At 60.5% G+C, this 26,600-nt stretch carries 24 protein-coding genes and 1 tRNA gene; 14 read left to right on the top strand and 11 right to left on the bottom strand.

The window, feature by feature from the left end; translation table 11 throughout:
* The first annotated feature begins 4 nt into the window (after window positions 1-4).
* Window positions 5-898 (top strand): tyrosine recombinase XerC, encoded by an 894-nt coding sequence (xerC, locus tag IEW63_RS13285; protein ID WP_188637147.1) that lies wholly within the window; start codon window positions 5-7, stop codon window positions 896-898.
* A gap of 1 nt (window position 899) precedes the next feature.
* Window positions 900-1,610: an HAD family hydrolase gene (locus IEW63_RS13280; RefSeq protein WP_188637117.1), complete on the top strand. Its 711-nt coding sequence runs from the start codon at window positions 900-902 to the stop codon at window positions 1,608-1,610.
* Here IEW63_RS13280 and IEW63_RS13275 read toward each other — a convergent pair.
* The 4 genes from IEW63_RS13275 to glnK form a co-directional block, all read right to left on the bottom strand.
* Entirely contained in the window at window positions 1,603-1,908 is a 306-nt protein-coding gene (locus IEW63_RS13275) for a hypothetical protein (RefSeq protein WP_188637116.1), read from the bottom strand. The genes IEW63_RS13280 and IEW63_RS13275 overlap by 8 nt on opposite strands.
* A 100-nt stretch (window positions 1,909-2,008) precedes the next feature.
* Window positions 2,009-2,464, bottom strand: coding sequence for a hypothetical protein (locus IEW63_RS13270; protein ID WP_188637115.1), 456 nt, complete (start codon window positions 2,462-2,464; stop codon window positions 2,009-2,011).
* 488 nt (window positions 2,465-2,952) lie between these two features.
* Window positions 2,953-4,197: an ammonium transporter AmtB gene (gene amtB / locus IEW63_RS13265; RefSeq protein WP_188637114.1), complete on the bottom strand. Its 1,245-nt coding sequence runs from the start codon at window positions 4,195-4,197 to the stop codon at window positions 2,953-2,955.
* A gap of 49 nt (window positions 4,198-4,246) precedes the next feature.
* Complete coding sequence (gene glnK / locus IEW63_RS13260; RefSeq protein WP_188637113.1) at window positions 4,247-4,585, bottom strand: P-II family nitrogen regulator; 339 nt, start codon at window positions 4,583-4,585, stop codon at window positions 4,247-4,249.
* A 383-nt stretch (window positions 4,586-4,968) separates the two neighbouring features.
* Between glnK and IEW63_RS13255 the strand changes: the two genes are divergently transcribed.
* Window positions 4,969-5,211 carry an accessory factor UbiK family protein gene (locus IEW63_RS13255; protein WP_188637112.1) on the top strand — a complete coding sequence of 81 codons (243 nt, stop codon included), beginning with the start codon at window positions 4,969-4,971 and terminating at the stop codon, window positions 5,209-5,211.
* 3 nt (window positions 5,212-5,214) lie between these two features.
* Window positions 5,215-6,723 carry a YifB family Mg chelatase-like AAA ATPase gene (locus IEW63_RS13250; protein WP_188637111.1) on the top strand — a complete coding sequence of 503 codons (1,509 nt, stop codon included), beginning with the start codon at window positions 5,215-5,217 and terminating at the stop codon, window positions 6,721-6,723.
* Here IEW63_RS13250 and IEW63_RS13245 read toward each other — a convergent pair.
* Window positions 6,696-8,339, bottom strand: a complete 1,644-nt coding sequence (locus tag IEW63_RS13245; RefSeq protein ID WP_229710520.1) for a putative bifunctional diguanylate cyclase/phosphodiesterase — start codon at window positions 8,337-8,339, stop codon at window positions 6,696-6,698. The genes IEW63_RS13250 and IEW63_RS13245 overlap by 28 nt on opposite strands.
* A 207-nt stretch (window positions 8,340-8,546) precedes the next feature.
* Here IEW63_RS13245 and rep point away from each other — a divergent pair, with 207 nt between their 5' ends.
* A complete protein-coding gene (gene rep, locus IEW63_RS13240; RefSeq protein WP_188637110.1) occupies window positions 8,547-10,553 on the top strand; it encodes a DNA helicase Rep in 2,007 nt (668 codons plus the stop codon).
* Between the two features lie 2 nt (window positions 10,554-10,555).
* Here the strand turns inward: rep and IEW63_RS13235 are convergent, their stop codons facing one another.
* A complete protein-coding gene (locus tag IEW63_RS13235; RefSeq protein ID WP_188637109.1) occupies window positions 10,556-11,830 on the bottom strand; it encodes a serine hydrolase domain-containing protein in 1,275 nt (424 codons plus the stop codon).
* Window positions 11,831-12,022: 192 nt separating this feature from the next.
* Complete coding sequence (locus IEW63_RS13230) at window positions 12,023-12,322, bottom strand: c-type cytochrome (protein ID WP_188637145.1); 300 nt, start codon at window positions 12,320-12,322, stop codon at window positions 12,023-12,025.
* Between the two features lie 355 nt (window positions 12,323-12,677).
* Here IEW63_RS13230 and IEW63_RS13225 point away from each other — a divergent pair.
* From IEW63_RS13225 to IEW63_RS13195, 7 genes are all read left to right on the top strand, one after another.
* Window positions 12,678-12,754: transfer RNA gene (locus tag IEW63_RS13225), tRNA-Arg, on the top strand.
* A 265-nt stretch (window positions 12,755-13,019) separates the two neighbouring features.
* A complete protein-coding gene (locus tag IEW63_RS13220) occupies window positions 13,020-14,735 on the top strand; it encodes a class I SAM-dependent DNA methyltransferase (RefSeq protein ID WP_188637108.1) in 1,716 nt (571 codons plus the stop codon).
* Window positions 14,725-16,137, top strand: coding sequence for a restriction endonuclease subunit S (locus tag IEW63_RS13215; protein WP_188637107.1), 1,413 nt, complete (start codon window positions 14,725-14,727; stop codon window positions 16,135-16,137). The genes IEW63_RS13220 and IEW63_RS13215 overlap by 11 nt, the downstream gene beginning before the upstream one ends.
* A 42-nt stretch (window positions 16,138-16,179) precedes the next feature.
* Entirely contained in the window at window positions 16,180-16,833 is a 654-nt protein-coding gene (locus tag IEW63_RS13210) for a DUF8453 domain-containing protein (RefSeq protein WP_188637106.1), read from the top strand.
* Between the two features lie 57 nt (window positions 16,834-16,890).
* Entirely contained in the window at window positions 16,891-17,208 is a 318-nt protein-coding gene (locus tag IEW63_RS13205; RefSeq protein ID WP_188637105.1) for a DUF4268 domain-containing protein, read from the top strand.
* 18 nt (window positions 17,209-17,226) lie between these two features.
* Window positions 17,227-18,189, top strand: coding sequence for an Abi family protein (locus IEW63_RS13200; RefSeq protein WP_188637104.1), 963 nt, complete (start codon window positions 17,227-17,229; stop codon window positions 18,187-18,189).
* Window positions 18,190-18,387: 198 nt separating this feature from the next.
* Window positions 18,388-21,540: a type I restriction endonuclease subunit R gene (locus tag IEW63_RS13195; protein ID WP_188637103.1), complete on the top strand. Its 3,153-nt coding sequence runs from the start codon at window positions 18,388-18,390 to the stop codon at window positions 21,538-21,540.
* 57 nt (window positions 21,541-21,597) lie between these two features.
* On the opposite strand, the gene IEW63_RS13190 is transcribed toward IEW63_RS13195, so the two are convergent.
* The 3 genes from IEW63_RS13190 to IEW63_RS13180 are packed head-to-tail and all read right to left on the bottom strand — an operon-like array spanning window position 21,598 to window position 23,649.
* The gene (locus IEW63_RS13190) at window positions 21,598-22,332 is read right to left on the bottom strand and encodes a 5'-methylthioadenosine/S-adenosylhomocysteine nucleosidase (RefSeq protein WP_229710519.1); all 735 of its coding nucleotides are present in this window, start codon (window positions 22,330-22,332) and stop codon (window positions 21,598-21,600) included.
* 58 nt (window positions 22,333-22,390) lie between these two features.
* The gene (locus tag IEW63_RS13185; protein ID WP_188637102.1) at window positions 22,391-22,849 is read right to left on the bottom strand and encodes a PaaI family thioesterase; all 459 of its coding nucleotides are present in this window, start codon (window positions 22,847-22,849) and stop codon (window positions 22,391-22,393) included.
* A 50-nt stretch (window positions 22,850-22,899) separates the two neighbouring features.
* Window positions 22,900-23,649 (bottom strand): SIR2 family NAD-dependent protein deacylase, encoded by a 750-nt coding sequence (locus IEW63_RS13180; RefSeq protein WP_188637101.1) that lies wholly within the window; start codon window positions 23,647-23,649, stop codon window positions 22,900-22,902.
* A 244-nt stretch (window positions 23,650-23,893) separates the two neighbouring features.
* Here IEW63_RS13180 and IEW63_RS13175 point away from each other — a divergent pair, with 244 nt between their 5' ends.
* Complete coding sequence (locus IEW63_RS13175; protein WP_188637100.1) at window positions 23,894-24,871, top strand: glutathione S-transferase family protein; 978 nt, start codon at window positions 23,894-23,896, stop codon at window positions 24,869-24,871.
* Window positions 24,872-24,906: 35 nt separating this feature from the next.
* Here the strand turns inward: IEW63_RS13175 and wrbA are convergent, their stop codons facing one another.
* The gene (gene wrbA, locus IEW63_RS13170; protein ID WP_188637099.1) at window positions 24,907-25,506 is read right to left on the bottom strand and encodes an NAD(P)H:quinone oxidoreductase; all 600 of its coding nucleotides are present in this window, start codon (window positions 25,504-25,506) and stop codon (window positions 24,907-24,909) included.
* Between the two features lie 246 nt (window positions 25,507-25,752).
* On the opposite strand from wrbA, the gene IEW63_RS13165 reads away from it, so the two are divergent.
* On the top strand, window positions 25,753-26,454 hold the full coding sequence (locus IEW63_RS13165; protein ID WP_188637098.1) for a pirin family protein: 702 nt from the start codon (window positions 25,753-25,755) through the stop codon (window positions 26,452-26,454).
* Window positions 26,455-26,600: the final 146 nt, after the last annotated feature.

Below are 26,600 nucleotides of genomic sequence, written 5' to 3'. Positions count from 1 at the left end.
TCCGTTGCACGGCGCGGTGGAGCAGTTCACCGACCACCTGCGCAACGAGCGCCAGCTTTCCCCCCATACGCTGGAGGCCTACCGGCGCGACCTGCTCAGCTGCTGCCGCTTTCTCGAAAAGCAGCAGATCAGCGACTGGAACGAGGTCGACAACGCCCTGCTGCGCCGCTACGTCGCCGGCCGCCATGCCAGCGGCCTGTCCGGACGCAGCCTGCAGCGGGAGCTCAGCGCCATCCGCACCCTGTTCCAGTACCTGATCCGCGAGCGGCGCTGCCGGCACAATCCGGCGCTGGATCTGCGAGCACCGAAGGCGCCGGACAGGTTGCCGAGGCTGCTGGATGCCGACCAGGCCAACCAGCTGCTCGATGCCCCGGTCGAGGACGACTGGCTGACGCTGCGCGACCACGCCATGCTCGAGCTGCTGTACTCCTCCGGCCTGCGGCTGGCGGAACTGGCCAGCCTCGACATGCCGCAGCTGGATCTTCAACAGGGCGAGGTGCGTGTTACCGGCAAGCGCAAACGCACCCGCGTGATCCCCGTGGGACGCATGGCCCGTCAGGCGCTGGAACGCTGGTTCAAGGTACGACCTCCGGTGCCCGGGGGCAGCCAGCCGGTCTTCGTCAGCATGCAGGGTCGACGGCTGACGCCGAGGGCAATCCAGCTGCGGGTTCGCCGCTATGGTGTCGAACAGCTGGGCCAGCATCTGCACCCGCACATGCTGCGGCATTCCTTCGCCAGTCATCTGCTGGAGTCCTCCGGCGACCTGCGTGCGGTGCAGGAGCTGCTCGGCCACAGCGATATCAGCACCACGCAGGTGTACACTCATCTCAACTTCCAGCATCTGGCGGAGGTGTACGACCAGGCCCACCCCAGGGCCAGACGCAAGACCGAGGAATGACATGATCGAGCTGTTGACCTTCGACCTGGACAATACTCTCTGGGAGACCGAATCCGTAGTCGCTGCCGCCGAGCAGACCCTGCTCGAATGGCTGGACCGACACGCGCCGCGCTTCAGCCAGCGGCTGGATGCCGATGCCCGGCGTGCCCTGCGCGGTGAGGTGCTGGCCACCCAGCCCGAGCTGCGTCACCGGGTGACGGCGCTGCGTATTGCGGTGCTCGAACATGGCCTGCGCAAGGCCGGGTACGAGCAGGATGAAGCGCGCGAGCTGGCGCTGGCAGGGTTTGAGGTGTTTCTCGAGGCGCGCCATGCGCTGACGTTCTTTCCCCACTGCGAACCGCTGCTGGAAGAGCTGGCCAGGCATTATCAGCTGGCGACCATTTCCAATGGCAACGCCGATGTACGCAGACTGGGGCTGGAAAAGTATTTCAAGGTGATCGTGTCCGCCGACGAGATCGGCCTGAGCAAGCCGGACCCGGCGCCCTTTCTCGCGGCACTGGAGCGTGCCGGCGTCGAGCCGCAGGCAGCTCTGCACGTCGGTGACCACCCGGTGGACGATGTGGCAGGCGCCCGTGCGGTAGGGCTGCATACCCTGTGGTTCAACCGGCTGGGGCTGGAATGGTCGGGTGCGGAGCCAGCCCACGGGGAAGTCCGCTGCCTCAGCGAAATCCCCGGCTGGCTCCGCGAGTACGGCAGCCGTCTGGTCAGATAGGTCGGCTGCCGTACTTGCCCTCCGGCTTCTTCGGCGGGTCGCCCAGCGCGTTGTTGTCCACCTCCTGGATCTTGCCGCCCCTGGCCAGAAACTCTTCCATCTGCCGCGCCAGCATCTCCCGCTCCCGCTGCTTCGCCTCCAGCGATGCCCCTTCCAGGTCCTCCTGAACAGCGGCCTTCTTCCGCGGCTTTACCGCCGGCTCTTCATCGACTTCCATTTCGTCGACTTCGTCGACATTGCTGTTGTCTACCTCCTCCTCTTCCTGGAGGTCATCATCTTCGATGTCGTCTTCGCTCATACATAATCCTCGGCTGGAAAACCTGGCTATATATAGCGCAACGTAAGGATTTGAAAAGAGGAAAAAAGATGAATTTTTCCAATGACCTGCCGAACCCGGCTCAAAGTTCGTTCAGCCGGCCAGCCTGCTCCGCCAGACGGCGGGTCGCCCCTTCTTCCAGATTGAGCATGTTGGTCATCAGCTCCACCGCAGCGGGGATGGGTGCGCGGCCCTTCATCGAGGTGAACACCTCGATCAGCTGGTTGTGCAGTTCGAATACCTTGGCCTTGATCTGCTCCGCGTCATCCCCTTCGAAACTGAGCTCCCAGCGCGAGTTGGGCGGCACGTCCTCACCGACGTGTTCGTACAGCCAGGTGCGACTCTCCGCCTCGCCCGCCTGCGCCCGATAGCGTTCCACGGTGGCGGCCAGCTCGCGCTCATGGCTAGCTATGTATTCCATCAGCCAGCGGCTGCGCTGGTCGGTATCCGGGCCCATGGCCTGTTCGAGCTTGTCGGCAATGGTCTGGTGCAGTTCGCTGGTCCATTGCAACAGATAATCGTAGGTTTCAGTCTGCATCCCGTTCTCCAGGTAATGGGTTTGGGGGTGCTGTCTTGGACTGCGATATGAGAGGCAAGTTTGGTGTTTGTGGGAGGATCAGACCCAGGTTACCTGGCTTCCCCTTGGGGAGCGTCGAGTTCCATCTCGACGGGCGTGCTTGTCGGCTGCCCTCCTTGTTCGAGATGGAACTCGAACTTCCCAAAAAAGCGGCCTCCCCTGGGAGCGTCGAGTTCCATCTCGACGGGCGGGCTTGTCGGCTGCCCCTTGTTCGAGATGGAACTCGAACTTCCCCACAAAACGGCCTCCCCTGGGAGCGTCGAGTTCCATCTCGACGGGCGCGCTTGTCGGCTGCCCTCCTTGTTCGAGGTGGAACTCGAACTTCCCCACAAAACGGCCTCCCCTGGGAGCGTCGAGTTCCATCTCGACGGGCGCTCTTGTCGGCTGCCCCTTGTTCGAGATGGAACTCGAACTTCCCAGGGAGTCCTCCCGGGGTATCTGCGGACGTGTCACTTCTTCAAGGTGAACTCCGGGTAGGCTTCCAGTCCGCATTCCACGGCATCCACTCCGAGGTATTCCTCTTCGGGGGAAATCCGGATGCCGATGACCACCGTGATCAGCCCCCATACCAGCAGGCTGGCCACGAACACCCAGGCGAAGATCGATATCACGCCGATCAGCTGTCCGACCAGGCTTGCCTCCGCATTGCTCAGCGGCACGGCCAGCACACCCCAGATGCCCGCCGAGCCGTGGGCAGAGATGGCACCGGCAGGATCATCGATCTTCAGCCGGTCCAGACCGAGCACACTGAGCACCACGATCACCCCGCCGACCGCACCGATCAGCAGCGCACCGGGCGCCGAAGGAGACAGCGGATCGGCGGTGATCGCCACCAGTCCCGCCAGCGCCCCGTTGAGCACCATGGTCAGGTCGGTCTTGCCGAACAGCACCCGGGCGGTAGCCATGGCAGCAAGCAGCCCGCCGGCCGCAGACAGATTGGTGTTCACCATCACCTGCGCCACGTTGTTGGCCGACTCCACGTCTGAAATCTTCAGCTCAGACCCTCCGTTGAAGCCGAACCAGCCCATCCACAGGATGAAAATACCCAGCGTGGAGAGCGGCATGTTGCTGCCGGGTATGGCATTGATCTGACCACCGGGCCCGTACTTGCCACTGCGCGGACCGAGCAGCAGCACACCGGCCAGCGCCGCAGCGGCGCCAGCCATGTGGACGATGCCGGAGCCGGCATAATCGGAATAGCCCAGCTCGCTCAGCCAGCCCCCACCCCAGCTCCAGCTGCCCTGTATGGGATAGATGAAGCCGGTCATGATCACCGCAAAGCCGAGGAATGCCCAGAGCTTCATGCGCTCGGCCACGGCGCCGGAAACGATGGACATGCAGGCGCCGGCGAACACGATCTGGAAGAAGAAGTCGGCGCGACTGGAATAGTAGGGGGCTTCGTCTCCCCCTGCGGTCACGTCGGCCAGACTGTGTTCGTCGCCGATCAGCATGCCCAGACTCGGCAGGATGCCGTTGTCGGAGGAGTACATGATGTAATACCCCACCAGCAGGTACATTACCGAGGCAATGGCGAACAGCGAGATGTTCTTGGCGAGGATTTCGGTGGTGCTCTTGGTGCGGACCAGGCCGGCTTCGAGCATGGCAAAACCGCAGGCCATCCACATCACCAGTACGGCGCACACCAGAAAATAGAACGTATCAAGTGCGTACTTGATCTGTACGAGATCTTCCATAACTAAGCCCCCCAGATAGGCTTGTTACTGCATGTGATGAAGCAATGCTTCAGATGGCGTCAGTGCCGGTCTCACCCGTCCTGATACGGATGGCCTGTTCCAGCGCCACGACGAAGATCTTGCCGTCGCCGATCTTGCCGGTATTGGCCGCCTTGGTGATGGCTTCGATGACGCGGTCGAGCATGTCGTCGCCGATGGCCACTTCAATCTTTACCTTGGGCAGAAAGTCCACCACGTACTCGGCACCCCGATACAGTTCGGTGTGGCCCTTCTGCCGGCCGAAGCCCTTGACCTCTGTGACGGTGAGACCCTGAACGCCGATTTCGGAAAGCGCTTCCCGAACGTCGTCCAGCTTGAATGGCTTGATAACAGCCGTTACTAATTTCATCTGCATACTCCCGTTTAGATGGCTTGCCCTGGGGGACAGGACAAGTCTATTCCGAGTTAAAGCCTTTTAAAATCGGACTTTGCATCTATCACCCTTATCGAGCGGCGCAATAAGTGCCGCCGGTGTCCGTCTGCTGCATTGCAGAAACTCTGCCAATGTCGGAATTCCGACTCTTTTCAACGTCTTGCGTGAAGCAGAGCGCCGTCCCACCGACGCAGCGGGGAGGAACTGCACCACATCAGTGCAATGTTTCGCCGCCGTTGCGCCAGGAACGTGCGCTGGCGCACCCAAATGAGTTGGGCCGGTTCAGTAGCGGGTGATAAACTGACCGCCATCATCACCGGCCCTGCCGGTGCCAGTACGCCGGTAACGGGAAGCAGAAGATGTTGCACAAGGTCCTGATGGATAAAGTTGGCAGCCAGGCCGCACGCCTGATGAGCAGTGATCTCGGTCAGCCCGCCGCCGACCTCGAGAAACAGGTCAAGGCGCTGCTGCAGAGCGCGCTGGCCAGGCTCGACGTGGTGAGCCGTGAAGAGTTCGAGACCCAGCAGACCGTGCTGCTGCGTACCCGCGAGCGCCTGGAGGCGCTGGAAAAGCGCGTTGCGGAGCTTGAAAACAAGGAGTGATCAATGTCCCTCGCGATTGTTCACAGTCGCGCGAAACTGGGAATTCAGGCACCACCAGTCACTGTTGAAGTCCACCTGGCCAATGGCATGCCCAGTCTCACACTGGTTGGCATGCCGGAGACCGCTGTACGTGAGAGCAAGGATCGGGTCCGGAGCGCATTGCAGAATGCGCGCTTCGACTTTCCCAGCCTCAAGCGCATCACCATCAATCTTGCCCCCGCCGATCTGCCCAAGGAAGGCGGGCGTTTCGACCTGGCCATTGCCCTTGGCATGCTGCTGGCCAGCGGGCAGATCCCTGCTGACAGCCTGCAGGATTGTGAGGTACTCGGCGAGCTGGCCCTTTCCGGCGAGCTGCGTCCGGTTCAGGGTGTACTGCCTGCTGCGCTGGCGTGCCGCGAGCAGCAGCGGACCCTGCTGATCCCCAGCTGCAACGCTGCCGAAGCGGCGCTGGTGCCCGGGGTACGCATCATCGCCGCAACGCACCTGGCCCAGCTGGGTGAACACCTGCGCGGCGAGCAACTGCTGACGCCGGTATCACCGGCCGAACCGGCAGCCGATCCTGCGCCTGTCGCTGATCTGGCCGATGTTCAGGGCCAGGCCCAGGCCAAGCGGGCACTGATCGTGGCCGCCGCCGGCTCCCATAATCTTCTGCTGTTCGGTCCGCCCGGCACCGGCAAGACCCTGCTTGCCAGCCGGCTCCCCGGTATCCTGCCGCCGCTGGCCGAGCATGAAGCGCTGGAGGTCGCCGCCATCCAGTCGGTATGCGGGCGGGAATTGGTGGCGCGCTGGCCCGGGCGCCCGTTCCGCTCGCCCCACCATGGCGCATCCGCCGCCGCGCTGGTCGGTGGTGGCAGCCAGCCGCGCCCCGGAGAAATCAGCCAGGCGCACCATGGCGTGCTGTTTCTCGATGAGCTGCCGGAATTCGACCGCAAGGTCCTGGAGATGCTGCGCGAACCGCTGGAGTCCGGGGTTATCCACATCGCCAGGGCGCGGGAACAGTTGAGCTTCCCGGCCCGCTTCCAGCTGATCGCAGCGATGAATCCCTGCCCGTGCGGCTATCAGAGCGACCCGTCCGGCCGCTGCAACTGCTCGCCGGAGCAGGTTCAGCGCTACCGCAGCAAGTTGTCCGGCCCGCTGCTGGACCGGATCGATCTGCACCTGGGCATGCACAACGAGCCCTTCAGCCTGTCGAGCCATGCGCCGGCCAGACCCAGCAGCGAAGAGGCGGCGGCACAGGTCATCTCGGCGAGGGAGCGGCAACTGCATCGGCAGGACTGTCTGAATGCCCATCTCGATCTGGGGGGAACGCGTGAGCATTGTCGACTGAGTAGTGCAGACGAGGCCTGGCTGGAGCAGGCGGTGCAGCGTCTGGGCCTGTCCCGCCGGGCCAGCCACCGCGCACTGAAGGTGGCACGCACCCTGGCGGACATGGAAGAAGCGACGCACATCGGACGGCCCCACCTGGCCGAAGCCCTGCAGTACCGTCAGCTGGACCGGCAGCCCACCAGCTGAGATACCACGCCCTTGTCCGGCGTGGCGAGGGCGTCCTCACGGCCCATGCTGTAGGCATCGACGAAATAGCACAGCTCGACAAAGGGCAGCGCCGGGCTGATGAAGAAGCCCTGGATCTGGTCGCAGTTCAGTGCACGCAGGGATTCCATCTGGGCGCGATCCTCCACCCCTTCGGCCACCACCTCCAGGCCCAGGCTGTGGCCCATCTCGATCATCGCCTGGACCAGCTTGCGATCCGCCGGATTGGGCACAATGCCCCGCACGAAACTGCGATCAAGCTTGAGCAGCTTGATCGGCAGGCTGTGCAGATGCACGAAGGAGGAAAAGCCGGTGCCGAAGTCGTCCAGCGAGAAGCGCAGCCCCTGCTGGATCATCCCGGCCATGGTGTTCTGTACCTGCTCAGGATGCTGCATGACCGCGGTCTCGGTCAGCTCGAACTCCAGCCGCCGGGGGTCGATGCCGGTCTTCTGGATCAACCGCTGGATGGTCGCCAGCAGGCGGCTGTCGAGAAACTGGCGGAAGGACATGTTCACCGCCACGTTCAGATCTATGCCGCGGCGCTGCAGAATCCGCAGATCGTGGCAGGCGCGGGCAATCACCCAGTACCCCATGGGAATGATCAGCCCCGTTTCCTCGGCCATCGGAATGAACTCGCCGGGGGCCAGCAGACCCCGTTCCGGATGGCGCCAGCGCACCAGCCCCTCGACGCCGACGATCTTGCCGCTGCGCAGGTCCACCCGCGGCTGGTAGTGCAGCTCCAGCTCATTGCCGCGCAGCGCCGAACGGAGCTGGTTCTCGAATTCGATCTGGGTGTTGGCCTGGCGATTGATCCGCTCATCATAGAAGTGATAGCTGCAGCCGCTCTGGGCCTTGGCCTGCTGCACAGCCAGACTGGCATGCAGCAGCAGGCTGTCGACGCTCTCCCCCGCCTCGGGATAGGTCGCTATGCCCATGCTGCAGCCGAGCAGGACGCTGTCGCTGCCGACGCCGAAGGGCTCGCTGAGGGTGGCGGTGATCTTCTTCACCACATGCATGAGATTGGCCGCGTTGAGGTATTCCTCGACGATGACGGCGAACTCGTCGCTGCCGATCCGCCCGACCGTATCGGTGGAGCGCAGCGCCCCGCGCAGCCGGTCGGCCACCTGACGGATGATGGCATCCCCGGCGGCATGGCCGAGGGTGTCGTTGACGTGACTGAAGTTATCCAGGTCCAGCACCAGGACCGCCAGCGGCTGGTCGGCGCGCAACGAACGCTGCATGCCGTGCTTGAGGCGATCCTGCAGCATCTGCCGGTTGCAGCAACCGGTCAGCGGATCATCGGTAGCGGCGCGGGCCAGCGCGTCCAGCAGCTGGTGGCGCTCCCAGGCGTAACGCAGACTGCGCAGCAGCTCGGTTACCGCCGCGCCCCGGCTTACCCTGTCGGCGTCCACGCTGGGGTAATCCAGCTCCCCTGGAGTGAACAGCTGCACGATCGGCGCCGAGCAGTAATCCGGCCCGGGCATGAAGCTTTCATCCACCAGCAGCACGCTGCCGGGCTCGCCGGCATGGTCCAGCGCCTGGGGCCAGTCCGCTGCGATGACCACCCGCGGACCGCCGACCGCCCACAGACGGTTCACCAGATCGTTTCTGGTTCCATCTGCGTCAAGCAGCACGATCTGTTGCAGGGGTGCATCGTTAAACAAATTCGTCCCTCGCCTCAGGCATGACTGAAATGCCCGTTCTGCCCAGCCTAGCCTGTGGCCATCATGATGTCGAGCGCCACAAGCGCAGCGACGATATTATCCTGTGCTAGAATTGCGCGCCCGGCATTGCGTGAGGTCAATGTGTCGCAACTCAATCCCCGTCAACAGGAAGCTGTCCGCTACATCAGCGGCCCGCTGCTGGTCCTGGCCGGCGCGGGGAGCGGCAAGACCAGCGTCATCACCCGCAAGATCGCCTATCTGGTGAAGGAATGCGGCATCCGCGCCCAGCATATCGTCGCGGTGACCTTCACCAACAAGGCCGCCCGGGAGATGAAGGAGCGTGTCGGCACCCTGCTGCGCGGGGCCGAAGGACGCGGGCTGACCGTTTCCACCTTCCACAACCTCGGCCTCAACATCATCCGCAAGGAGCACAAGCGGCTGGGCTACAAGCCCGGCTTCTCGATCTTCGACCAGCGCGATGCCGAAGCGCTGATCAACGACCTGATGCACAAGGACTACGGTGCCGATGACGGTGCCGAGGGCATTCAGGCGCAGATCTCCTCCTGGAAGAATGACCTGATCACCCCCGAGGAGGCCCTGCAGCAGGCGAAGACCCCGCAGCAGCAGACCGCCGCCAGCGTCTACATGCACTACAACCGCACGCTCAAGGCCTACAACGCGGTCGATTTCGACGACCTCATCCTGATCCCGGTATTGCTGTTCCGGGATCACCCCGATGTGCTGGAGAAGTGGCAGTTCCGCATCCGCTACATGCTGGTCGACGAGTATCAGGACACCAACGCCAGCCAGTACCTGCTGGTCAAGATGCTGGTCGGCAATCAGGCGCGCTTCACCGTGGTCGGCGACGATGACCAGTCAATCTACGCCTGGCGTGGTGCCCGGCCGGAAAACCTCGCCCAGCTCAAGGAAGACTTTCCCAGCCTCAAGGTGGTCATGCTGGAGCAGAACTACCGCTCCACCAGCCGCATTCTCAAGGCCGCCAACACGCTGATCGCCAACAACCCCCACGTGTTCGAGAAGCAGCTGTGGAGCGAGCTCGGTTACGGCGATCCGATCCGGGTGATCCGCTGCCGCAACGAGGACGCCGAAGCCGAGCGGGTGGCCACCGACATCCAGATGCTGCACCTGAAACAGGGCATTCCCTGGAAGGATTTCGCCATCCTCTACCGGGGCAACCACCAGTCACGGCTGATCGAACTGAAACTGCAGCATCACCAGATCCCCTATCACCTCTCCGGCGGCACCAGTTTCTTCAGCCGCCAGGAGGTCAAGGACCTGATGTCCTACTTCCGGCTGCTGGTCAACACCGACGACGACAACGCCCTGCTGCGCATCATCAACGTGCCCCGCCGCGAGATCGGCCCGGCCACCCTGGAGAAGCTCGGCACCTATGCCAATGAACGGGGCGTGAGCCTGTTCACCGCCTGCACCGAGATAGGGCTGGCCGAACATATGGAACCGCGCTACCTGGAGCGCCTGCAGCGCTTTGCCAGATGGCTGGAGGGCATCCGCGAGCGGTGCATGCGCAGCGAACCCATTGCCGCCCTGCGCGATATGATCAACGATCTGGATTACGAGAACTGGATTCGCCAGAACTGTTCCAGTGACGAAATTGCCGCCAAGCGCATGGGCAACGTCTGGTTCCTGCTGGATGCACTGAAAACCACCATGGACCGTGACGAGACCGGCGAAACCACCTTCGAGGATGCCATCGCCAAGCTGGTACTGCGCGACATGCTCGAGCGCCAGGAAGAGGAAGAGGATGCCGACCGCGTGCAGCTGATGACGATGCACGCCTCCAAGGGGCTGGAATACCCCCACGTCTACGTACTCGGCATGGAGGAAGAGATCCTCCCGCACCGCTCCAGCATCGAGGCCGACAGCGTGGACGAGGAACGCCGGCTGGCCTACGTCGCCATCACCCGGGCCAAGCGCAACCTCACCTTCACCTTCGCCGCGCGCCGCCGCCAGTTCGGCGAGATCATCGATTGCCTGCCCAGCCGCTTCCTCGACGAGCTGCCGCCGGAAGACCTCGAATGGGAAGGCACCGAGGACGTGCCCGTGGAGCAGAAGCAGGCCCGCGGCAACAGCGCACTGGCCGATATTCGCGGGCTGCTCGGGCGCTGAAGCTACTCCCGCAGCAGGTCGGCCAGGGCCGCCAGCGCCGGCAGGCTCAACGGCATGGTCTGGGCACTGCTGGCCACCGGATGGGATGACAGGCGGACCATGACCAGCCCCACCGTCGGGTTGATATGGATCATCTGCCCGTGCACGCCGAGGGCCTCGATGGCGCCATCGGCGTTGTGGCTGATCCACCACTGGTTGCGATAGGAATAACCCGGCTGGTAGTCCCGGCCCGCCGCCTTGAATGCCTCCCGATCGCCACCCTCACGAATGGCGCGCACGGCCTCGGCACTGACAATCCGCTGACCGTTGAACTCCCCTTCAAGCCGCACCATTTCCGCAAACCGCGCCAGATCGCGCAGGGTCACGTTGAGCCCGGCACCTGCCCACTCCGCACCGCGGGGATCGAGCAGCATGTAGGCATCCTGCTCCGCCCCCAGCTTGCGCCAGATGCGCTGCTCCACCAGCGCCGCCGTGGACAGGCCGGTCACCCGGCGCAGAATCCAGCCCAGCACCTCGGTATGGGTGGTGCGATAGCGGAACGACTTGCCGTGAGGGTCGACACCCGCGGAGATGGTCGGCAGATAACTGTACAGGTCCCTCGCCCCCGGGTAGTCGTGGGGCACCGGCGCCATGCCCGCTGCCAGCGAATACTTCACCACATCCGAATCGCGGTCGGCATAGACCTCGCTGTAATCAATATCCGCGGTCATATCCAGTACCTGCTGCACCGTGGCCCCGCGCCAGCCGCTGTCGGCGAGCTCGGGTACATGATCGGTCACCAGCGATGCGGGGTTCAGCGCGCCCTCTTCGATCAGCTGGGTTGCCAGCAGCCCGACCACCGACTTGGTCACCGACCAGAGAATATGCGGCTCATCCTCCGGCACACCTGGCTGATATTGCTCGAACAGCACCTTGCCGTGCTGCATGACCAGCACACCGTCGACATAGGTGGCGTCCAGATACTGCTGGAAGCTCATCGGCTCGCCATCGGGACCGGTGAACTGCAGGTCGGCTATCTTCTGCTCCCAGCCCTCGGCCCGGGGCAGCTCGTATACGCCATCGTTGCCGCGGGCAACACGCCGTGACGGGATCAGCTCCCGTGCATGATGGAAACTCCACCGCGGATTCGGGTAGGGCCGCATGAAGCCGGCCAGCGTGACCTGCTTCTCGGCCGATGGCGGAAAACCCTGCATCAGCTGCAGCCGATCGGTACGCACCGACTCGGGATCGGGCAGCTCGGCAGCCGGGACTTGAGTGGACAGCAGAACAGTAGCCAAGGACACCCCCAGTATCTTCAATCGATTCATGACACACCGGTATCTGTTGTTATTGTTCTGTCGAGACTATATGACCCGTTGCCGAGCCGCCATGGTTGCCAGGCTGGATTGCTCCGCTGAATGGTGCAGGATCGGCCATCGAGCGGACACAAAAAAGCCACCCGAAGGTGGCTTCTCAGCAAGGCAGGCGACTCAGTTGAGGGACAGGATCCACTCGGCCAGTTGCATGGCCTCATCGTCGCTGACGGCGTTCGGCGGCATGGGAATCGGGCCCCAGTTACCGGAGGAGCCGTTCTTGATGCTGTTGGCAATATGATCGGCATCGCCCGCATACTTGGCTGCCACCTCTTTCATGGCCGGACCGACCACCTTGTTGTCGATAGCATGACAAGCCACACAGACCTTGGCCGAGAACAGCGCCTCACCCTGGCCGCCAGCCGCGGCACCGCCCTCTTCCTGGCCACCGGCAGCAGGAGCCGCGGCCGCAGCCAGCTCTTCAGCGCAGGGGTCACCGGCAACACACACGGTGCCTACCGGCTTGATGCGCTCGGCAATGGCTTCCTCGGTGGTCGCATGGGCACTGCCAGCGAACAGGGCAAGTACTGCTGCAGAAGCAGCCAGAATATTCTTCGCAATCGTCACTTATCCATCCTCATCATGGCTATTGGTATGCGCCCAAGTGCAGTGCCCGGACAATCCGGCAAGTATACTGCCAAAGCGGCATCGGGCAAAATTGCAAACCATTCCAGCGACAAGACGCCGCACCCCTCCCCGCCGACCGCCGCAACCGAGTTTAACGACAAGGCATGGACGAAAGGGCAATCCGAGGGTATCATGCCGCGCTTACGCACTCGTAGCTCAGTTGGATAGAGTACTGCCCTCCGAAGGCAGGGGTCACAGGTTCGAATCCTGTCGAGTGCGCCATTTCCCTCTAGCGTTAGCTGCTTACCTTCGCACCAGCCTCCCTAGCTTTTAACTGCACGCCAAACTGGCATGCCAAAGCAATTGCAGCTCAATATCAGATCGCCTAAGGTCGAACTTCGCCCTGGGTGCTGCGCCTCACCGCTGCGCTATCTTATTTCATAGAGTACACCTGACCGCGCCCATCGGTGCATTGCATATCGCCGGCCCCGGTTACAGGCTCTGTGTGGCAACAGGGAATTAACGCTTTGAACACCATGAGGAAGTAATGAATAGCACAGAACAACAGTTTCTAAAGGCCTTGGACGACAAGCTCTGGAAAGCCGCTGACAAGCTCCGGGCCAACCTGGACGCTGCCAACTACAAGCACGTGGTGCTGGGGCTGATTTTCCTGAAATACGTATCCGATGCCTTCGAAGAGCGTCAGGAACAACTGCTGGAGCTCTTCCAGCAAAACGATGACAACAACATCTATTACCTGCCCAGAGAAGATTTCGGCAGCGATGAGGAATACCAGCAAGCCCTGCAGGAAGAGCTGGAAGTACTCGACTACTACCGCGAGGCCAACATCTTCTGGGTACCCAGGCCAGCCCGCTGGAGCACCCTGAAAGAGAAAGCCGTGCTGCCTGTAGGCACCGTGCTCTGGCAGGACGATGCCGGCAACGAGGTAAAACTGCGCTCGGTGTCCTGGCTGATCGACAACGCTCTGGAAGAGATCGAGAAGAGCAACGTAAAGCTGAAGGGGATTCTCAACCGTATCAGCCAGTACCAGCTGGAAAACGACAAGCTGCTGGGGCTGATCAACACCTTCTCCGACACCTCCTTTACCCGGCCCGTATTCGACGGCGAAAAGCTGAACCTGCACAGCAAGGACATCCTCGGCCATGTCTATGAATACTTCCTGGGTCAGTTTGCACTGGCCGAAGGCAAGCAGGGCGGCCAGTACTACACCCCCAAAAGCATCGTCACCCTGATCGTGGAAATGCTCCAGCCCTACTCCGGGCGCGTGTATGACCCGGCCATGGGTTCCGGCGGTTTCTTTGTCTCCAGCGACAAGTTCATTGAAGAGCACGCCCAGAAACAGCACTACGACGCCGCCGAACAGAAGAAGCACATTTCCGTATACGGCCAGGAATCCAACCCCACCACCTGGAAGCTGGCGGCCATGAACATGGCCATCCGCGGCATCGACTTCAACTTCGGCAAGAAGAACGCCGACACCTTCCTCGACGACCAGCACCCGGACCTGCGCGCCGACTTTGTTATGGCCAACCCACCCTTCAACATGAAGGACTGGTGGAGTGAGTCCCTGGCCGATGACGTGCGCTGGAAGTACGGCACCCCACCCAGGGGCAACGCCAACTTCGCCTGGATGCAGCACATGATTCACCACCTGGCCCCCACCGGCAGTATGGCCCTGCTGCTGGCCAACGGCTCCATGAGCTCCAACACCAACAACGAAGGTGAAATCCGCAAGCGGCTGGTGGAAGAGGACCTGGTGGAATGCATGGTCGCCCTGCCCGGTCAACTGTTCACCAACACCCAGATCCCCGCCTGCATCTGGCTCCTGACCAAGGACAAAGCCAACGGCATGGTGCGTGACGAAAAGAAACGTGACCGCCGACAGGAGTTCCTGTTTATCGATGCCCGAAACCTGGGTTTTATGCGGGATCGGGTACTACGGGACTTCACCAACGACGACATCGCCCAGATCGCTGATACCTTCCACGCCTGGCAGCGTGGCGAAGGCTATGAAGATGTCGCCGGTTTCTGCAAATCCGCCAGCCTGGACGAGATCAGGAAGCATGACTTTGTACTGACTCCAGGCCGCTATGTCGGCGCTCAAGAACAGGAAGACGATGGCGAGCCCTTTGCCGAGAAGATGACTCGGTTGACTGAGCAGTTGCGGGAGCAGTTTGCGGAGAGTGATCGGCTGGAAGCGGAGATAAAGCGGAATCTTGGGGGGCTGGGGTATGAGTTCTAAGACAGCCTTTTATCGGCTGGGCGATCTCACTGACTGGTTCTCTGGTGGGACTCCTTCAAAGAAGAATCCAGAATGCTGGGGCGATGAAATACCGTGGATTAGCGCCTCCTCGATGGGCGGTTCTCGTTATTCCAATTCTGACCTAAAAATCACGAAGCTAGGCTTAGAATCCGGCTCCCGACTTGCACTCAAGGGCTCAATTCTTCTGCTTGTGCGAGGAAGTACTCTTCATAACAGGATTCCTGTTGGCATTGCGGTGCGAGACGTTGCTTTCAATCAAGACGTGAAGGCTATCAGAGTCAAGCCTGAGCTTGCTGCCCGCCAAGTAACCGATGAAATGTATTTGTATTATTGGCTCAAGGCTAACGAGAAAAAATTGCTTGAAATGGTTGAGCATACAGGTATTGGAGCCGGGAAACTCGATACAAAGCGTCTTCAAGATCTTGAGATACGCCTACCTTCTTGGTCAGAGCAACGGCAAATTGTTGCATCAGCCACAGCAATTGATGAAAAAGAAATCCTAAACTCCTGCATCAACCAAACCCTCGAACGGATGGCCCAGGCCATCTTCAAAAGCTGGTTTGTCGATTTCGAGCCGGTCAAAGCCAAGATCGCAGCACTGGAAGCCGGTGGCAGCGAGGAAGACGCCCTGCTCGCCGCCATGCAGGCCATTTCCGGCAAAGGCGAAGCGGAGCTAACCCGCCTCCAGGCCGAACAGCCCGAGCAATACGCCGAGCTGCGCGCCACCGCCGAACTGTTTCCGTCGGCTATGCAGGATAGTGAGCTGGGGGAGATTCCGGAGGGGTGGTATCTCAGCACTATAGGTGACGAGGTTACTGTGGTCGGCGGCGGTACCCCCTCCACGAAAAACCCTGCCTTTTGGGACGACGGACAGATCAGTTGGACTTCACCAAAAGATCTATCAAATCTCCCGGATAAGGTACTTGTCAGAACTGAGCGAAAAATTACAGAAGCGGGCCTTGCTAAGATTAGCTCTGGCCTACTTCCAGTCGATACCGTGCTGATGTCATCGCGTGCACCAGTTGGTTATCTGGCTCTCGCCAAAATACCTCTGGCGGTTAACCAGGGCTACATAGCGATGAAATGCGAGAAGGTGTTGACTGCCGCGTTTGTCATCCAATGGTGTCAGGCTCATATGGAGGAAATAAAGAATCGAGCTAGCGGTACAACATTCGCAGAGATTAGCAAAAAAAGTTTCAATGTCATTCCTGTCTTGACACCTACAGAAGGTGCTATCTCAGCATATACAAAATTAGCAAGTAAACTGTATAACGTTATAGAGAGCAATATTAGAGAAGCGCACTCCCTGAGCGAACTGCGGGACATCCTTCTCCCACAACTCCTGTCTGGAAAACTTACAATAGCAGACGCTGAGGAATGAATGGATAATTTCTGTCAAAACCTAATCCACTGGCTATCTAGCATGGAAAACTGGAAAGACGTAGCGACAGTTTTAAGCGGCTTTTCCACAGTGGTAATCGCCGGCTTGACACTTTTCCTGTGGCGGGAAAACCGGGCGATGCGTAAAGCCGGTTCTGAGCCCCGTCTTATCGCCTACTACGAGCCGCACCCAGATGGCACGGGTGGCTTGAACATTGCGATTGCCAATGTGGGTACAGGGCCCGCTAGAAATGTATGTTTTCAGTTTCTGGGATCTCCTGAAGACTTTTCCAGATACAACCTGCAGCTAGACTGTACCTTGAGACGCGGACCAATCAGCATGATTCCTCAAGGTGAGAAGCTCTCCCTCTTCTTCGCAGTAGGGCACCAACTTTTTAAATCCAAGGCAGGTGAGGAAAAACCGATACCACCTTTCAATATTAAGCTTGAATGGTCCACACTGCAGAGCAGTCGTAAAATTTCAAGCATTTTCCCTTTGGATGTCAGTCCTTACGCAGGCTTACCCGGCTTTGTAAATAAGCCACCCCTAATCAAAATAGTTGACTCCTTGGATGAGGTCGGCAAACAAATTGGTGCGCTAAAACCACTTGTTGGGAAACTTACTCACATTATAGAGACGACCACTCTGGAAAGTGAATGGGTAAGCAAAACAAAGGGGAATACAGAGGATATTTAAAATCAACCCACCACCAACCGCATCAACCCATTGGAAGATGAAGAAAAAGCGCCAGCAATGAGCCTGATCTTCAGTAAGGGCGAGGTCCGGGTAGAGTTTTACATGTCCCGCCCCCAGGCCGAGACCAACCAGCTGGTATTCGACCAACTATTCGCACAGAAAGAACAGATCGAGGCGGAGTTTGGTGCAGAGCTTGAATGGCAGCCCCTGCCCAACCGCAAGGCCTGCCGTATCCAGTACTCCCGAGCGGTGGATGGCTATAACAAGGACAATTGGGCGGATATGATCAAATGGCTGGTGGAGCATATGACGCGGCTGGAAAGCACCCTGAGCACACCCCTTGGCGTGATCAGGCAAAACCTGAAGAACCAGTAACAGGACAAAGGCACTGAATTGAAACCACTGAAGCCATGGCTATCGTTTTCTGATCAGTTGGAACAACTGCGTGGGCGCGGGCTTCAGGTGGAAGACCGCGCAGCAGCGCTGGGCTACCTCAAACGACTGGGCTACTACCGCTTGAGCGGATATTGGTATCCACTGCGGGAAATAGACCGGACAGCATCAGCCAGGCAGGATCGCCCCGTACGCGACGACCGTTTTGTCCCTGGCAGCCGCTTTGAGGATGTGGTTAAGCTGTACGTTTTCGATAAGAAACTCCGTCTGCTGGCACTGGATGCGTTGGAGCGTATCGAAATGGCCGTACGGGTGGATGTGGCTCACCTGTTGGGTCAGCGCGACCCGCGAGCGCATGAGAACCCCGATTGCCTGCACGGCAAGTTTGCACGTCGCCCATTCAAAGCTGGCCCTGACAAAGGAAAAACAGAACATGACCTGTGGCTGGCCAAATACCACGCTCTGCTCCAGCGCGCACGTAAAGAACCCTTCGTCGCACACCACATTACTCATTACGGCAGCTTACCTATCTGGGTGGCGATAGAGGTATTGGACTTTGGCGCGCTATCCAAGCTGTTTTCCGGCATGGCACATGAGGATCAGGAGACTATTGCAGCCATTTACGGTGCACCAACTGGCAAGGCCTTTGCTCAGTGGTTACGCAGCCTGAACTTCATCCGCAATGTTTCGGCGCACCACAGCCGCCTGTGGAATATCAACGTGGTGGAAATATCAACGGTTCCAGAGGGCTGGTCGAAGGAGTTGAAACCTTCCCGGCCATTCTTCTACTTCTGCCTGATCCAGCAGCTGATGCGGGTGATCTGTCCCAATTCCAGCTGGGGTGACCGGTACAAGGCTTTGTTGGCAGAAGAGTTTCCCAGACTGGCAAACCAGCAGCTGAGCTTGAAGGATATGGGTGTGGTAGAGGGCTGGGAGAACTGGCCGGTGTGGCGTAAGCAATAGGCAGAAATGAGAACCGACGCGTACACAGAAGTGCAGAGGCGCCGGTCATATTGGCGCTGATACTAGTGCAATAATGCTTGCATGTAAAGCCTACCGCATGGCCAGAGCAGCACTCGACAGGCTGGCGAGCCGACAAGCACTATGGGATCAATGGTAGCCTGAGAAGATATTGGCAGATGTACCCAAAGGAAGCAGTCAATGACGGAAGATCAGCTGGAACAGCAATGCCTGGAATGGTTCGCCGAGGGTGGTTGGGAGCTGGGTCATGGTCCGGATCTGGCGCCGGATGGTATCGCTCCGGAGCGCAGTGATTATCGCCAGGTGCTGCTGCTGGCTGATCTGGAAGCGGCCATTCGGCGGATCAACCCGCACCTGCCAGACTCCGCTGTTGAACAGGCGATCTCCCAGGTGCGCCAGCCATCGAGCCTGGACACCGTAGTGAGCAACCGGGCCTTTCACCGGCTGTTACTGGATGGTGTGCCGGTGGATTACAAGCTGGACGACCGCATCATCCACGACCATGCCCTGCTGATCGACTTCGAACAGCTCGAAGCCAACCGCTTTCGCGCCATCAATCAGTTCACCCTGCAGGGCAGCAAGCAACTGCGCCGCCCCGACATCATCTGCTTTGTCAACGGCCTGCCCCTGGCCGTACTTGAGCTGAAAAGCCACACCTCGGAAAACGTCAGCATCTGGGATGCCTTCAACCAGATTCAGACCTACAAGGACGAGCTGCCGGAGCTGTTCGTCTACAACGAAGCCCTGGTGATCAGTGATGGCTACAACGCCCGGGTAGGCTCGCTCACAGCCAGCCAGGAGCGCTTCATGCCCTGGCGCACAATCAAGCACGAAGACGACAAACCGCTGCTGGAGTGGCAGCTGGAGACGATGGTGCGCGGCTTCTTCGATCGCGAGCTGCTTCTCGACTATATCCGCTACTTTGTCCTGTTCGAGACGGACTCCGAGAAGCTGATCAAGAAAATCGCCGGTTACCACCAGTTCCACGCGGTGCGCGAGGCCGTCAGGGCGACCATTATTGCGGCATCCGTACCGGAAAAGGAGCTCCGGGAACGGCGCGCCACCTACGGCGCCGAGGTCGCGCCCGGCAGCAAGAAAGCGGGCGTGGTCTGGCACACCCAGGGCTCAGGCAAGAGCATTTCCATGTGCTGCTACGCGGGGATGCTGCTGCAGCAGCCGGAGCTGAACAACCCGACCATCGTTGTGGTTACCGACCGTAATGACCTCGACGGTCAACTGTTTGCCACCTTCTCTGCTGCACGGGAGCTGCTCAAGCAAGAGCCGGTTCAGGCGGACGATCGCGATACCCTGCGCCAACTGCTGGCCGAGCGCGAATCCGGCGGCATCATTTTCACTACCGTGCAGAAGTTCGCGCTGCTGGAAGACGAAAGCGGCCATCCGATCCTGAATGACCGCCACAACATAGTGGTGATTTCCGACGAGGCCCACCGCAGTCAATACGGCCTGAAGGCCACCCTGAAACAGGACGGCAGCTACAAATTCGGTTATGCCAAGCACATGCGCGATGCGTTGCCGAACGCTTCGTTCATTGGCTTTACCGGCACGCCCATCGCCACCGAGGACAAGGATACCCGCGCGGTCTTCGGTGATTACGTATCCATTTACGATATCCAGGATGCGGTAGATGACGGTGCCACTGTGCCCATCTATTACGAGTCACGCCTGGCAAAACTGGATATCAATCACGATGAAATCGAAGCCCTGTCCGATCAGGTGGATGAGGTCGTAGAGGACGAGGAAGACGTTACCCAGCGGGAAAGAACCAAGGGCGAGTGGAGCCGACTGGAAAAGCTGGTTGGTGCAGGACCGCGCCTGCGTCAGGTTGCGGCCGACCTGGTGGAGCACTTTGAAACACGTACCGCCATGATGGACGGCAAGGCGATGATCGTGGCCATGAGCCGGGACATCTGCGTGCAGCTGTATGACGAAATCGTCGCGTTGCGCCCGCAGTGGCACGACCCAGACCCGGAAAAAGGCGCCATCAAGATTGTCATGACCGGGTCAGCATCGGACAAGGCGGCCCTGCAGCCCCATATCTACAACAAACAAACCAAGAAGCGACTCGAAAAACGCTTCAAGGATATCAACGACCCGCTGAAGCTGGTCATCGTCCGGGACATGTGGCTGACCGGTTTCGACGCCCCGTGCTGCCACACCATGTACATAGACAAGCCCATGAAGGGCCACAACCTGATGCAGGCCATCGCCCGCGTCAACCGGGTATTCAAGAACAAGCCCGGCGGTCTGGTGGTGGACTACATCGGCATCGCCAACGAGCTCAAACAGGCGCTGAAAACCTACACCGACGCCAAGGGCCGCGGCGAACCCACGCACAGCGCGGAAGAAGCCTTCGCCGTGATGCTCGAAAAGCTGGATATCATCCATGGCATGTTTGCGCCCGGACCGAACAGCAAGGGCTTCGACTACAGCGGCTTCGAAGATCAACCGCACAAGCTGCTGGTACCGGCAGCCAACCACGTGCTCGGGCTGGAGGACGGCAAGAAACGCTTCCTCGATACGGTGCTGGCTCTGAACAAGGCTTACAGCCTGTGCAGCACCCTCGATCAGGCTCGGACCTACCATAAGGAGGTAGCCTTCCTGTCGGCAGTAAAGGCTGCGATTACCAAGCACACCAGCGTGGACAGGAAGCTGACCGAGGAAGAAAAGAACTCGGTGCTCAAGCAGATCCTCGACAACGCCGTCGTTGCCGAGGGTGTGACCGACGTGTTCGCCCTGTGCGGCCTCGACAAGCCCAATATCGGGCTGCTGTCTGACGAGTTCCTGGATGATGTACGGCGCATGCCCTACAGGAATCTGGCCGTGGAGCTGCTGGAAAAGCTCCTGAAGGACAATATCAAGGCCCGCACTGGCAACAACGTGGTGCAGGAGAAGAAGTACGCTGACCGCCTGCAGGAGACCCTGCGCCGCTACAACAACCGCGGCATCGAAACGGCGCAGGTCATTGAAGAACTGATTGCCATGGCCAAGCAGTTCCAGGCCGAGATGGAGAGGGAGGCTGCGCTGGGCCTCAACCCGGACGAAATCGCCTTTTATGATGCCCTGGCCAACAACGAGAGCGCCGTGCGCGAGCTGGGCGATGAAATCCTGAAGAAGATTGCGGTGGAAATCACTGAGAAACTACGCGCATCCACCACCGTGGACTGGCAGGTACGCGAGAGTGTCAGAGCCAAGTTACGGATCCTGGTTCGACGTACCTTGCAGCGGTACAAATACCCACCCGATGAAGCACCGGGGGCTGTGGAGCTGGTGTTGAAGCAAGCTGAGGTGCTGTCTAATGCGTGGAGTGTGTAAGGTGAAAAGATACTTCCGTTGATACCAAATTAAAGTGGCAGGCTGTCGGGTGCGTACTCATCCAAAGCTGCGAGATAGCCATTCACCCTTCGTGAGCGCATTGGTACCATCAGCCAACCATTCCATATCACCGGCCAACACCGCCTCCAGCCGATCCACCGCCTCTGCCAGCTTCTCATCGATGATATGCAGGTATTCGGTCCAGTCATCGACGTGATGCAGATCGGCCTTGCCATCCGAAATACCGCGCAGGGCCACCAGCGGCACATCGAACTGCATGCAGGCGCGCAGGCAGGCGTAGGTTTCCATATCCACCATCTCGGCTGAAATCGCATCGTACGCCGCGCCCGAGACGATATTTCCCCCGGTGGACAGAGTGGCCTGTGGCACACCGGGAATACGCAGCGGCAGTGGCACCGTCGCTGGCAGCGAGAGGAAGGGTGTGACGCCCTTTTCGAAGCCCAGGGCGCTGGCGTCCATGTCGCGGTAGGCAACGGACGTCGCCTGGTAGACCTCGGTCTGCTCCAGCACCCGACTGCCGGCCGAGCCCAGGGACACCACCAGATCCGGCAGTCTTCCACTCTGAGCCAGAGCGGCGAGCGCTGCGGTCAACTGCACCGCCGCCTCGACCGGGCCGATGCCGGTCATCAGCGGCACGAAGCGTCGCTGCAGGTGCGGGCCGTATTCGGCCTTGTCGGCCATGACGAAGAGGATGTTGCGACCTGCCAGGGTGGTCAGTTCAGGTCGGCCGGAGCGCTCGGCCATGGGTGCTGGGGTATGTGAAATGTTCATTTGTGCCGTTTGCCACATTGGTTCCGAGTACGGGGAGGCCCCATCATACCGGGAGTCTTCACTCGCGAAACTGCACCGCAAGCATCTCACCCCGGGCACACACCGTGCCGCCCGCGGCCAGGGCCAGTGCAACACGCACCTTGCGCCCTTCGAGACTCATCAGCCTGCCCGTAATGGTGACTTCCTTGCCGACGGGTGTCGGTCTCAGATAGTCGATGGTCAGCGACGCCGTGACGAAGCGCACCGGCTCCGCTCCCTCCCCCAGCTCGTGACCTTGCGCGCGGCAGGCGAAGGCCGCAGCCGATGCTGTGCCGTGGCAGTCAATGAGGGATGCGACCATGCCTCCATAGGCATTGCCCGGTACCCCACCGCTGTACATGGGCGCAATGGTGAAGCGGGCAATCGTCTCATCGCCCTTCCAGTAGCTCTTCAGCTGATGCCCGTGGGGATTGTTTCTGCCACAACCGAAGCAGTGACTGAACCGCTCGGGGTAATAATCCTGAATCGCGCGAGTCATGACTCGTCTACTCCTGTGCATTGCGATGGCCAGCGCCATCAACGCCAACGTCAGCGCCCTTCATTTAATCCGCCGAGAATTTTCCCCGCCGGCCCAACCACGCTGTACTCCCGCTCTGCGGCCACAGGCACCGGCTCGGTATTCACATGCACCACCGTGGCACCGCGCTCCCACGCCAGCCCCGGTATCTGTGCTGCCGGGTAGACCAGGCCGGAGGTGCCGACAACCAGCACGAGGTCCGCCGATTGTGCTGCCTCCACCGCCTGCTGCCAGGCCTCTTCAGGCAATGCCTCGCCAAACCAGACGACGCCCGGGCGCAGCAGACCGTTACAGTGTTCACAGTGTGGAGGAGGAATGGCTGCGCCATCCAGGGGCATCGGGTCCACCGGCACCTGGGCGGGGATTGCGCAGTCAAAGCAGTGGGTCGACAGCAGGCTGCCGTGCAGGTGAATCACTCCTTCGCTTCCGGCGCGCTCGTGCAGGTCATCCACGTTCTGGGTCACCACGGTGACGCTGGCCCCCCGCTGCGCCAGTGCCGCGATGGCCCAATGTGCCGGGTTCGGTTCGCGGCTCAACAACTGCTGGCGCCGCCATTGGTACCAACCCCATACCCGTGCGGGATCTGCCATGAACCCTTCCGGCGTGGCCAGTTGTTGAGGATCGTTATTTGCCCACAGGCCGGTCAGCGCGTCGCGAAATGTCGCTATACCGCTTTCTGCCGAGACGCCAGCCCCGGTAAAGACGAGGACGTGGTGGGCTTCCCTGATCAGGCTCTGCAGGTCGGGCGTGGTGGTGGGCATGACGGGCTCCGGGGAATCAGCAATATGAGCGGATACCCTCGGGGCCGGCCGCAGATATGTCAACCCGCTCGCTGTTGTCACGAAGGCCTGATATCGACCTGTTCGATGAATTCCATCCCTTTTTTGTGCTTATAAACCGTAAGGAAAGGATGGACCATGATCAGCACTATCAAGACGATCAGCGGGGAACACAGCCTGTTGGCTAGAATCAATCCAATCCCCCCGACCTTTTCAGGAGGACACAATGGGCTTACTTGTCGAAGGCAAATGGGTAGATCAGTGGTACGACACCGAATCGAGCAAAGGCCACTTCATCCGCAGCCAGTCACAGTTCCGCAACTGGGTAACCGCCGACGGGCGCCCCGGCCCCACCGGAGAAGGAGGCTTCAAGGCGGAAGCGGGCCGCTACCACCTGTACGTGTCGCTGGCCTGCCCCTGGGCGCACCGCACGCTGATCTTCCGCACGCTGAAGGGGCTGGAGGGCATGATCTCGCTGTCGGTGGTCAATCCGCTGATGCGCGAGCATGGCTGGACCTTCGCCCCGGACGAGGGGGTAATCGCCGATCCGATTCACCAGGCCGACTACATGCACCAGATCTACACCGCCGATACCCCCGATTACACGGGACGGGTGACCATCCCGGTACTCTGGGACAAGCAGCAACAGCGGATCGTCAGCAACGAATCGGCGGACATCATCCGCATGTTCAACAGCGCCTTCGACGATGTCGGCGCCAAGCCGGGTGACTACTATCCGCAGGCATTGCGCAAAGACATCGACGCGCTCAACGAGCGCGTCTACGATCTGGTCAACAACGGCGTCTACAAGGCCGGTTTTGCCACCAGCGACGAGGCGTACCAGCAGGCCTTCTGGCCGCTGTTCGGCATGCTTGACGAGCTGGACGAGCGGCTGGGCGGGCAGCGCTACCTGCTGGGCGACACCCTGACCGAGGCGGACTGGCGGCTGTTTACTACCCTGCTCCGCTTTGACCCGGTCTACCATGGTCATTTCAAATGCAACCTGCGGCGGATCGTCGATTATCCCAACCTGTCAGGCTATGTGCGTGAGCTGTATCAGTGGCCCGGTGTGGCTGCCACGGTGAACATGCAGCACATCAAGGATCATTATTACCGCAGCCACGAGACCATCAACCCGACCGGCATCGTACCGGCGGGGCCGCAGCTGGATCTTGACCGTCCGCACGGGCGCGAGCAGCTCTGATCCCGCCGCGGCAGGGAGGCCGCGCCCCGGACAGGTCAGGCCTTGAGCTTGACTGCCAGCCTGGCGACCATTTCACCCTGATGGCGGGCAATATCCAGTTCGCTGGCGCTTGGCTGACGGGAGCCGTCCCCTCCCGCGATAGTGGATGCGCCATACGGCGTACCCCCGCGGACCTCCGAAATGTCGAACAGGGCCGGGTTGGTATAGCCAATGGGCACGATGACCATGCCATGGTGGGCCAGCGTCGTCCAGGTGGAGGTGATGGTCATCTCCTCCCCGCCGCCCGTGCCGGTGGAGGTGAAGACGCTGGCGACCTTGCCGGCCAGGGCGCCCTTGGCCCACAGGCCGCCGGTCTGGTCAAGGAAGTTGCGCATCTGTCCGGACATGTTGCCGAAGCGGGTCGGCGTGCCGATGATGATCGCGTCGTAGTCGGCCAGTTCTGCCGGCGCGGCGACTTCAGCGGCCTGATCCGTCTTGCCGCCAGCCTTGGCGAACGCCTCCGCCGGCATGGTTTCCGGCACGCGCTTGATGGTCACATCCACCCCGGACACGCTGGCGGCCCCTTCGGCCACCTTCTGCGCCATGGTTTCGATATGGCCGTACATCGAATGGTAGAGCACAAGTAGCTTGGTCATCAGCTGGGCTCCTCTGTTGAGCAGATCTGGTGGGTGCCTGGCTGGGCTGGCAGCTGGCCCCACCAGGGTTTGTCCTGAAGTTGAACACTGAGAATAGTTCACCCGCGCGGATCTTCCTGCGCGCCACCATCCATCAATTAAACTGATCATTTTGTCGGGATTTATGCGCTTTTAGCGCGCTCTGAACTGATGGATCATACGGGTATGGGATCCCCGCAGCGGGGGTCGGCACAGAGGAAGACATCCATGATCGAATTACGCCCATACGAGCAGCTGGGTGGCGCCCATCACGGCTGGCTTGAAACCCGCCATCACTTCTCGTTCGCCGAATACTACGATCCGGCCAGAATGCACTGGGGCCGCCTGCGGGTGTGGAATGACGACATCATCGCGGCGCAGTCGGGGTTTCCGCCCCATCCGCACCGGGATATGGAAATCATCACCTACGTTCGCAGCGGTGCAATCACCCATGTCGACAATCTGGGCAACCAGGGTCGCACCGTAGCCGGTGATGTGCAGGTAATGAGCGCGGGCACAGGTATCACCCACGGCGAATACAATCTGGAAGACCAGGAAACCCGCCTGTTCCAGATCTGGATAATGCCGGACCAGAAGGGGCTGCCGCCGTCCTGGGGCACCCGTCAGTTTCCCCGGGGGGACCGCGCCGGTGCCTTTGTGACCCTGGCCAGTGGCATCGACGGCGATGAGGACGAAGCGCTGCGGATCCACGCCGACGCACGAGTCGCAGCCGCCACCCTGAACCGGGGCCAGGCCACCGAATATTTCATGGCATCCGGCCGCAGGGTCTACATGGTGCCCGCGCGGGGGCGTATCGAAGTCAACGGAGTGACAGCCAACGCCGGTGACGGTCTGGCCATCCGTGACGAGCGTCTACTGCGGGTGAGCGCCGGTGAGGACAGCGAAATCGTGCTGGTAGACGTGGCCTGACGCGTTCTGTTTTCCGATCACCGGCCAATCGCCCGGCATTGCAGTCTGCAGATTTGCTGTTTAACATGGCGCGTCAATAACACAACACTTTCAGCCCTGCTCGTCTGATTTTTGACGAAGCGGGCTTTCCGGTGATACCGGAACGC

Source organism: Halopseudomonas pertucinogena, from assembly GCF_014646575.1.
GTDB classification, from domain to species: domain Bacteria; phylum Pseudomonadota; class Gammaproteobacteria; order Pseudomonadales; family Pseudomonadaceae; genus Halopseudomonas; species Halopseudomonas pertucinogena.
Note: the sequence above shows the minus strand (reverse complement) of the source record. Positions and strands in the feature narration are given on the sequence as shown.

Coding starts and splice junctions, on each gene's coding strand:
- IEW63_RS13280 (WP_188637117.1), top strand. CDS start 900: ATGATCGAGCTGTTGACCTTCGACCTGGACAATACTCTCTGGGAGACC.
- IEW63_RS13275 (WP_188637116.1), bottom strand. CDS start 1,908: ATGAGCGAAGACGACATCGAAGATGATGACCTCCAGGAAGAGGAGGAG.
- IEW63_RS13270 (WP_188637115.1), bottom strand. CDS start 2,464: ATGCAGACTGAAACCTACGATTATCTGTTGCAATGGACCAGCGAACTG.
- amtB (WP_188637114.1), bottom strand. CDS start 4,197: ATGGAAGATCTCGTACAGATCAAGTACGCACTTGATACGTTCTATTTT.
- glnK (WP_188637113.1), bottom strand. CDS start 4,585: ATGAAATTAGTAACGGCTGTTATCAAGCCATTCAAGCTGGACGACGTT.
- IEW63_RS13255 (WP_188637112.1), top strand. CDS start 4,969: ATGTTGCACAAGGTCCTGATGGATAAAGTTGGCAGCCAGGCCGCACGC.
- IEW63_RS13250 (WP_188637111.1), top strand. CDS start 5,215: ATGTCCCTCGCGATTGTTCACAGTCGCGCGAAACTGGGAATTCAGGCA.
- IEW63_RS13220 (WP_188637108.1), top strand. CDS start 13,020: ATGAATAGCACAGAACAACAGTTTCTAAAGGCCTTGGACGACAAGCTC.
- IEW63_RS13215 (WP_188637107.1), top strand. CDS start 14,725: ATGAGTTCTAAGACAGCCTTTTATCGGCTGGGCGATCTCACTGACTGG.
- IEW63_RS13210 (WP_188637106.1), top strand. CDS start 16,180: ATGGAAAACTGGAAAGACGTAGCGACAGTTTTAAGCGGCTTTTCCACA.
- IEW63_RS13205 (WP_188637105.1), top strand. CDS start 16,891: ATGAGCCTGATCTTCAGTAAGGGCGAGGTCCGGGTAGAGTTTTACATG.
- IEW63_RS13195 (WP_188637103.1), top strand. CDS start 18,388: ATGACGGAAGATCAGCTGGAACAGCAATGCCTGGAATGGTTCGCCGAG.
- IEW63_RS13190 (WP_229710519.1), bottom strand. CDS start 22,332: ATGAACATTTCACATACCCCAGCACCCATGGCCGAGCGCTCCGGCCGA.
- IEW63_RS13185 (WP_188637102.1), bottom strand. CDS start 22,849: ATGACTCGCGCGATTCAGGATTATTACCCCGAGCGGTTCAGTCACTGC.
- IEW63_RS13180 (WP_188637101.1), bottom strand. CDS start 23,649: ATGCCCACCACCACGCCCGACCTGCAGAGCCTGATCAGGGAAGCCCAC.
- IEW63_RS13175 (WP_188637100.1), top strand. CDS start 23,894: ATGGGCTTACTTGTCGAAGGCAAATGGGTAGATCAGTGGTACGACACC.
- wrbA (WP_188637099.1), bottom strand. CDS start 25,506: ATGACCAAGCTACTTGTGCTCTACCATTCGATGTACGGCCATATCGAA.
- IEW63_RS13165 (WP_188637098.1), top strand. CDS start 25,753: ATGATCGAATTACGCCCATACGAGCAGCTGGGTGGCGCCCATCACGGC.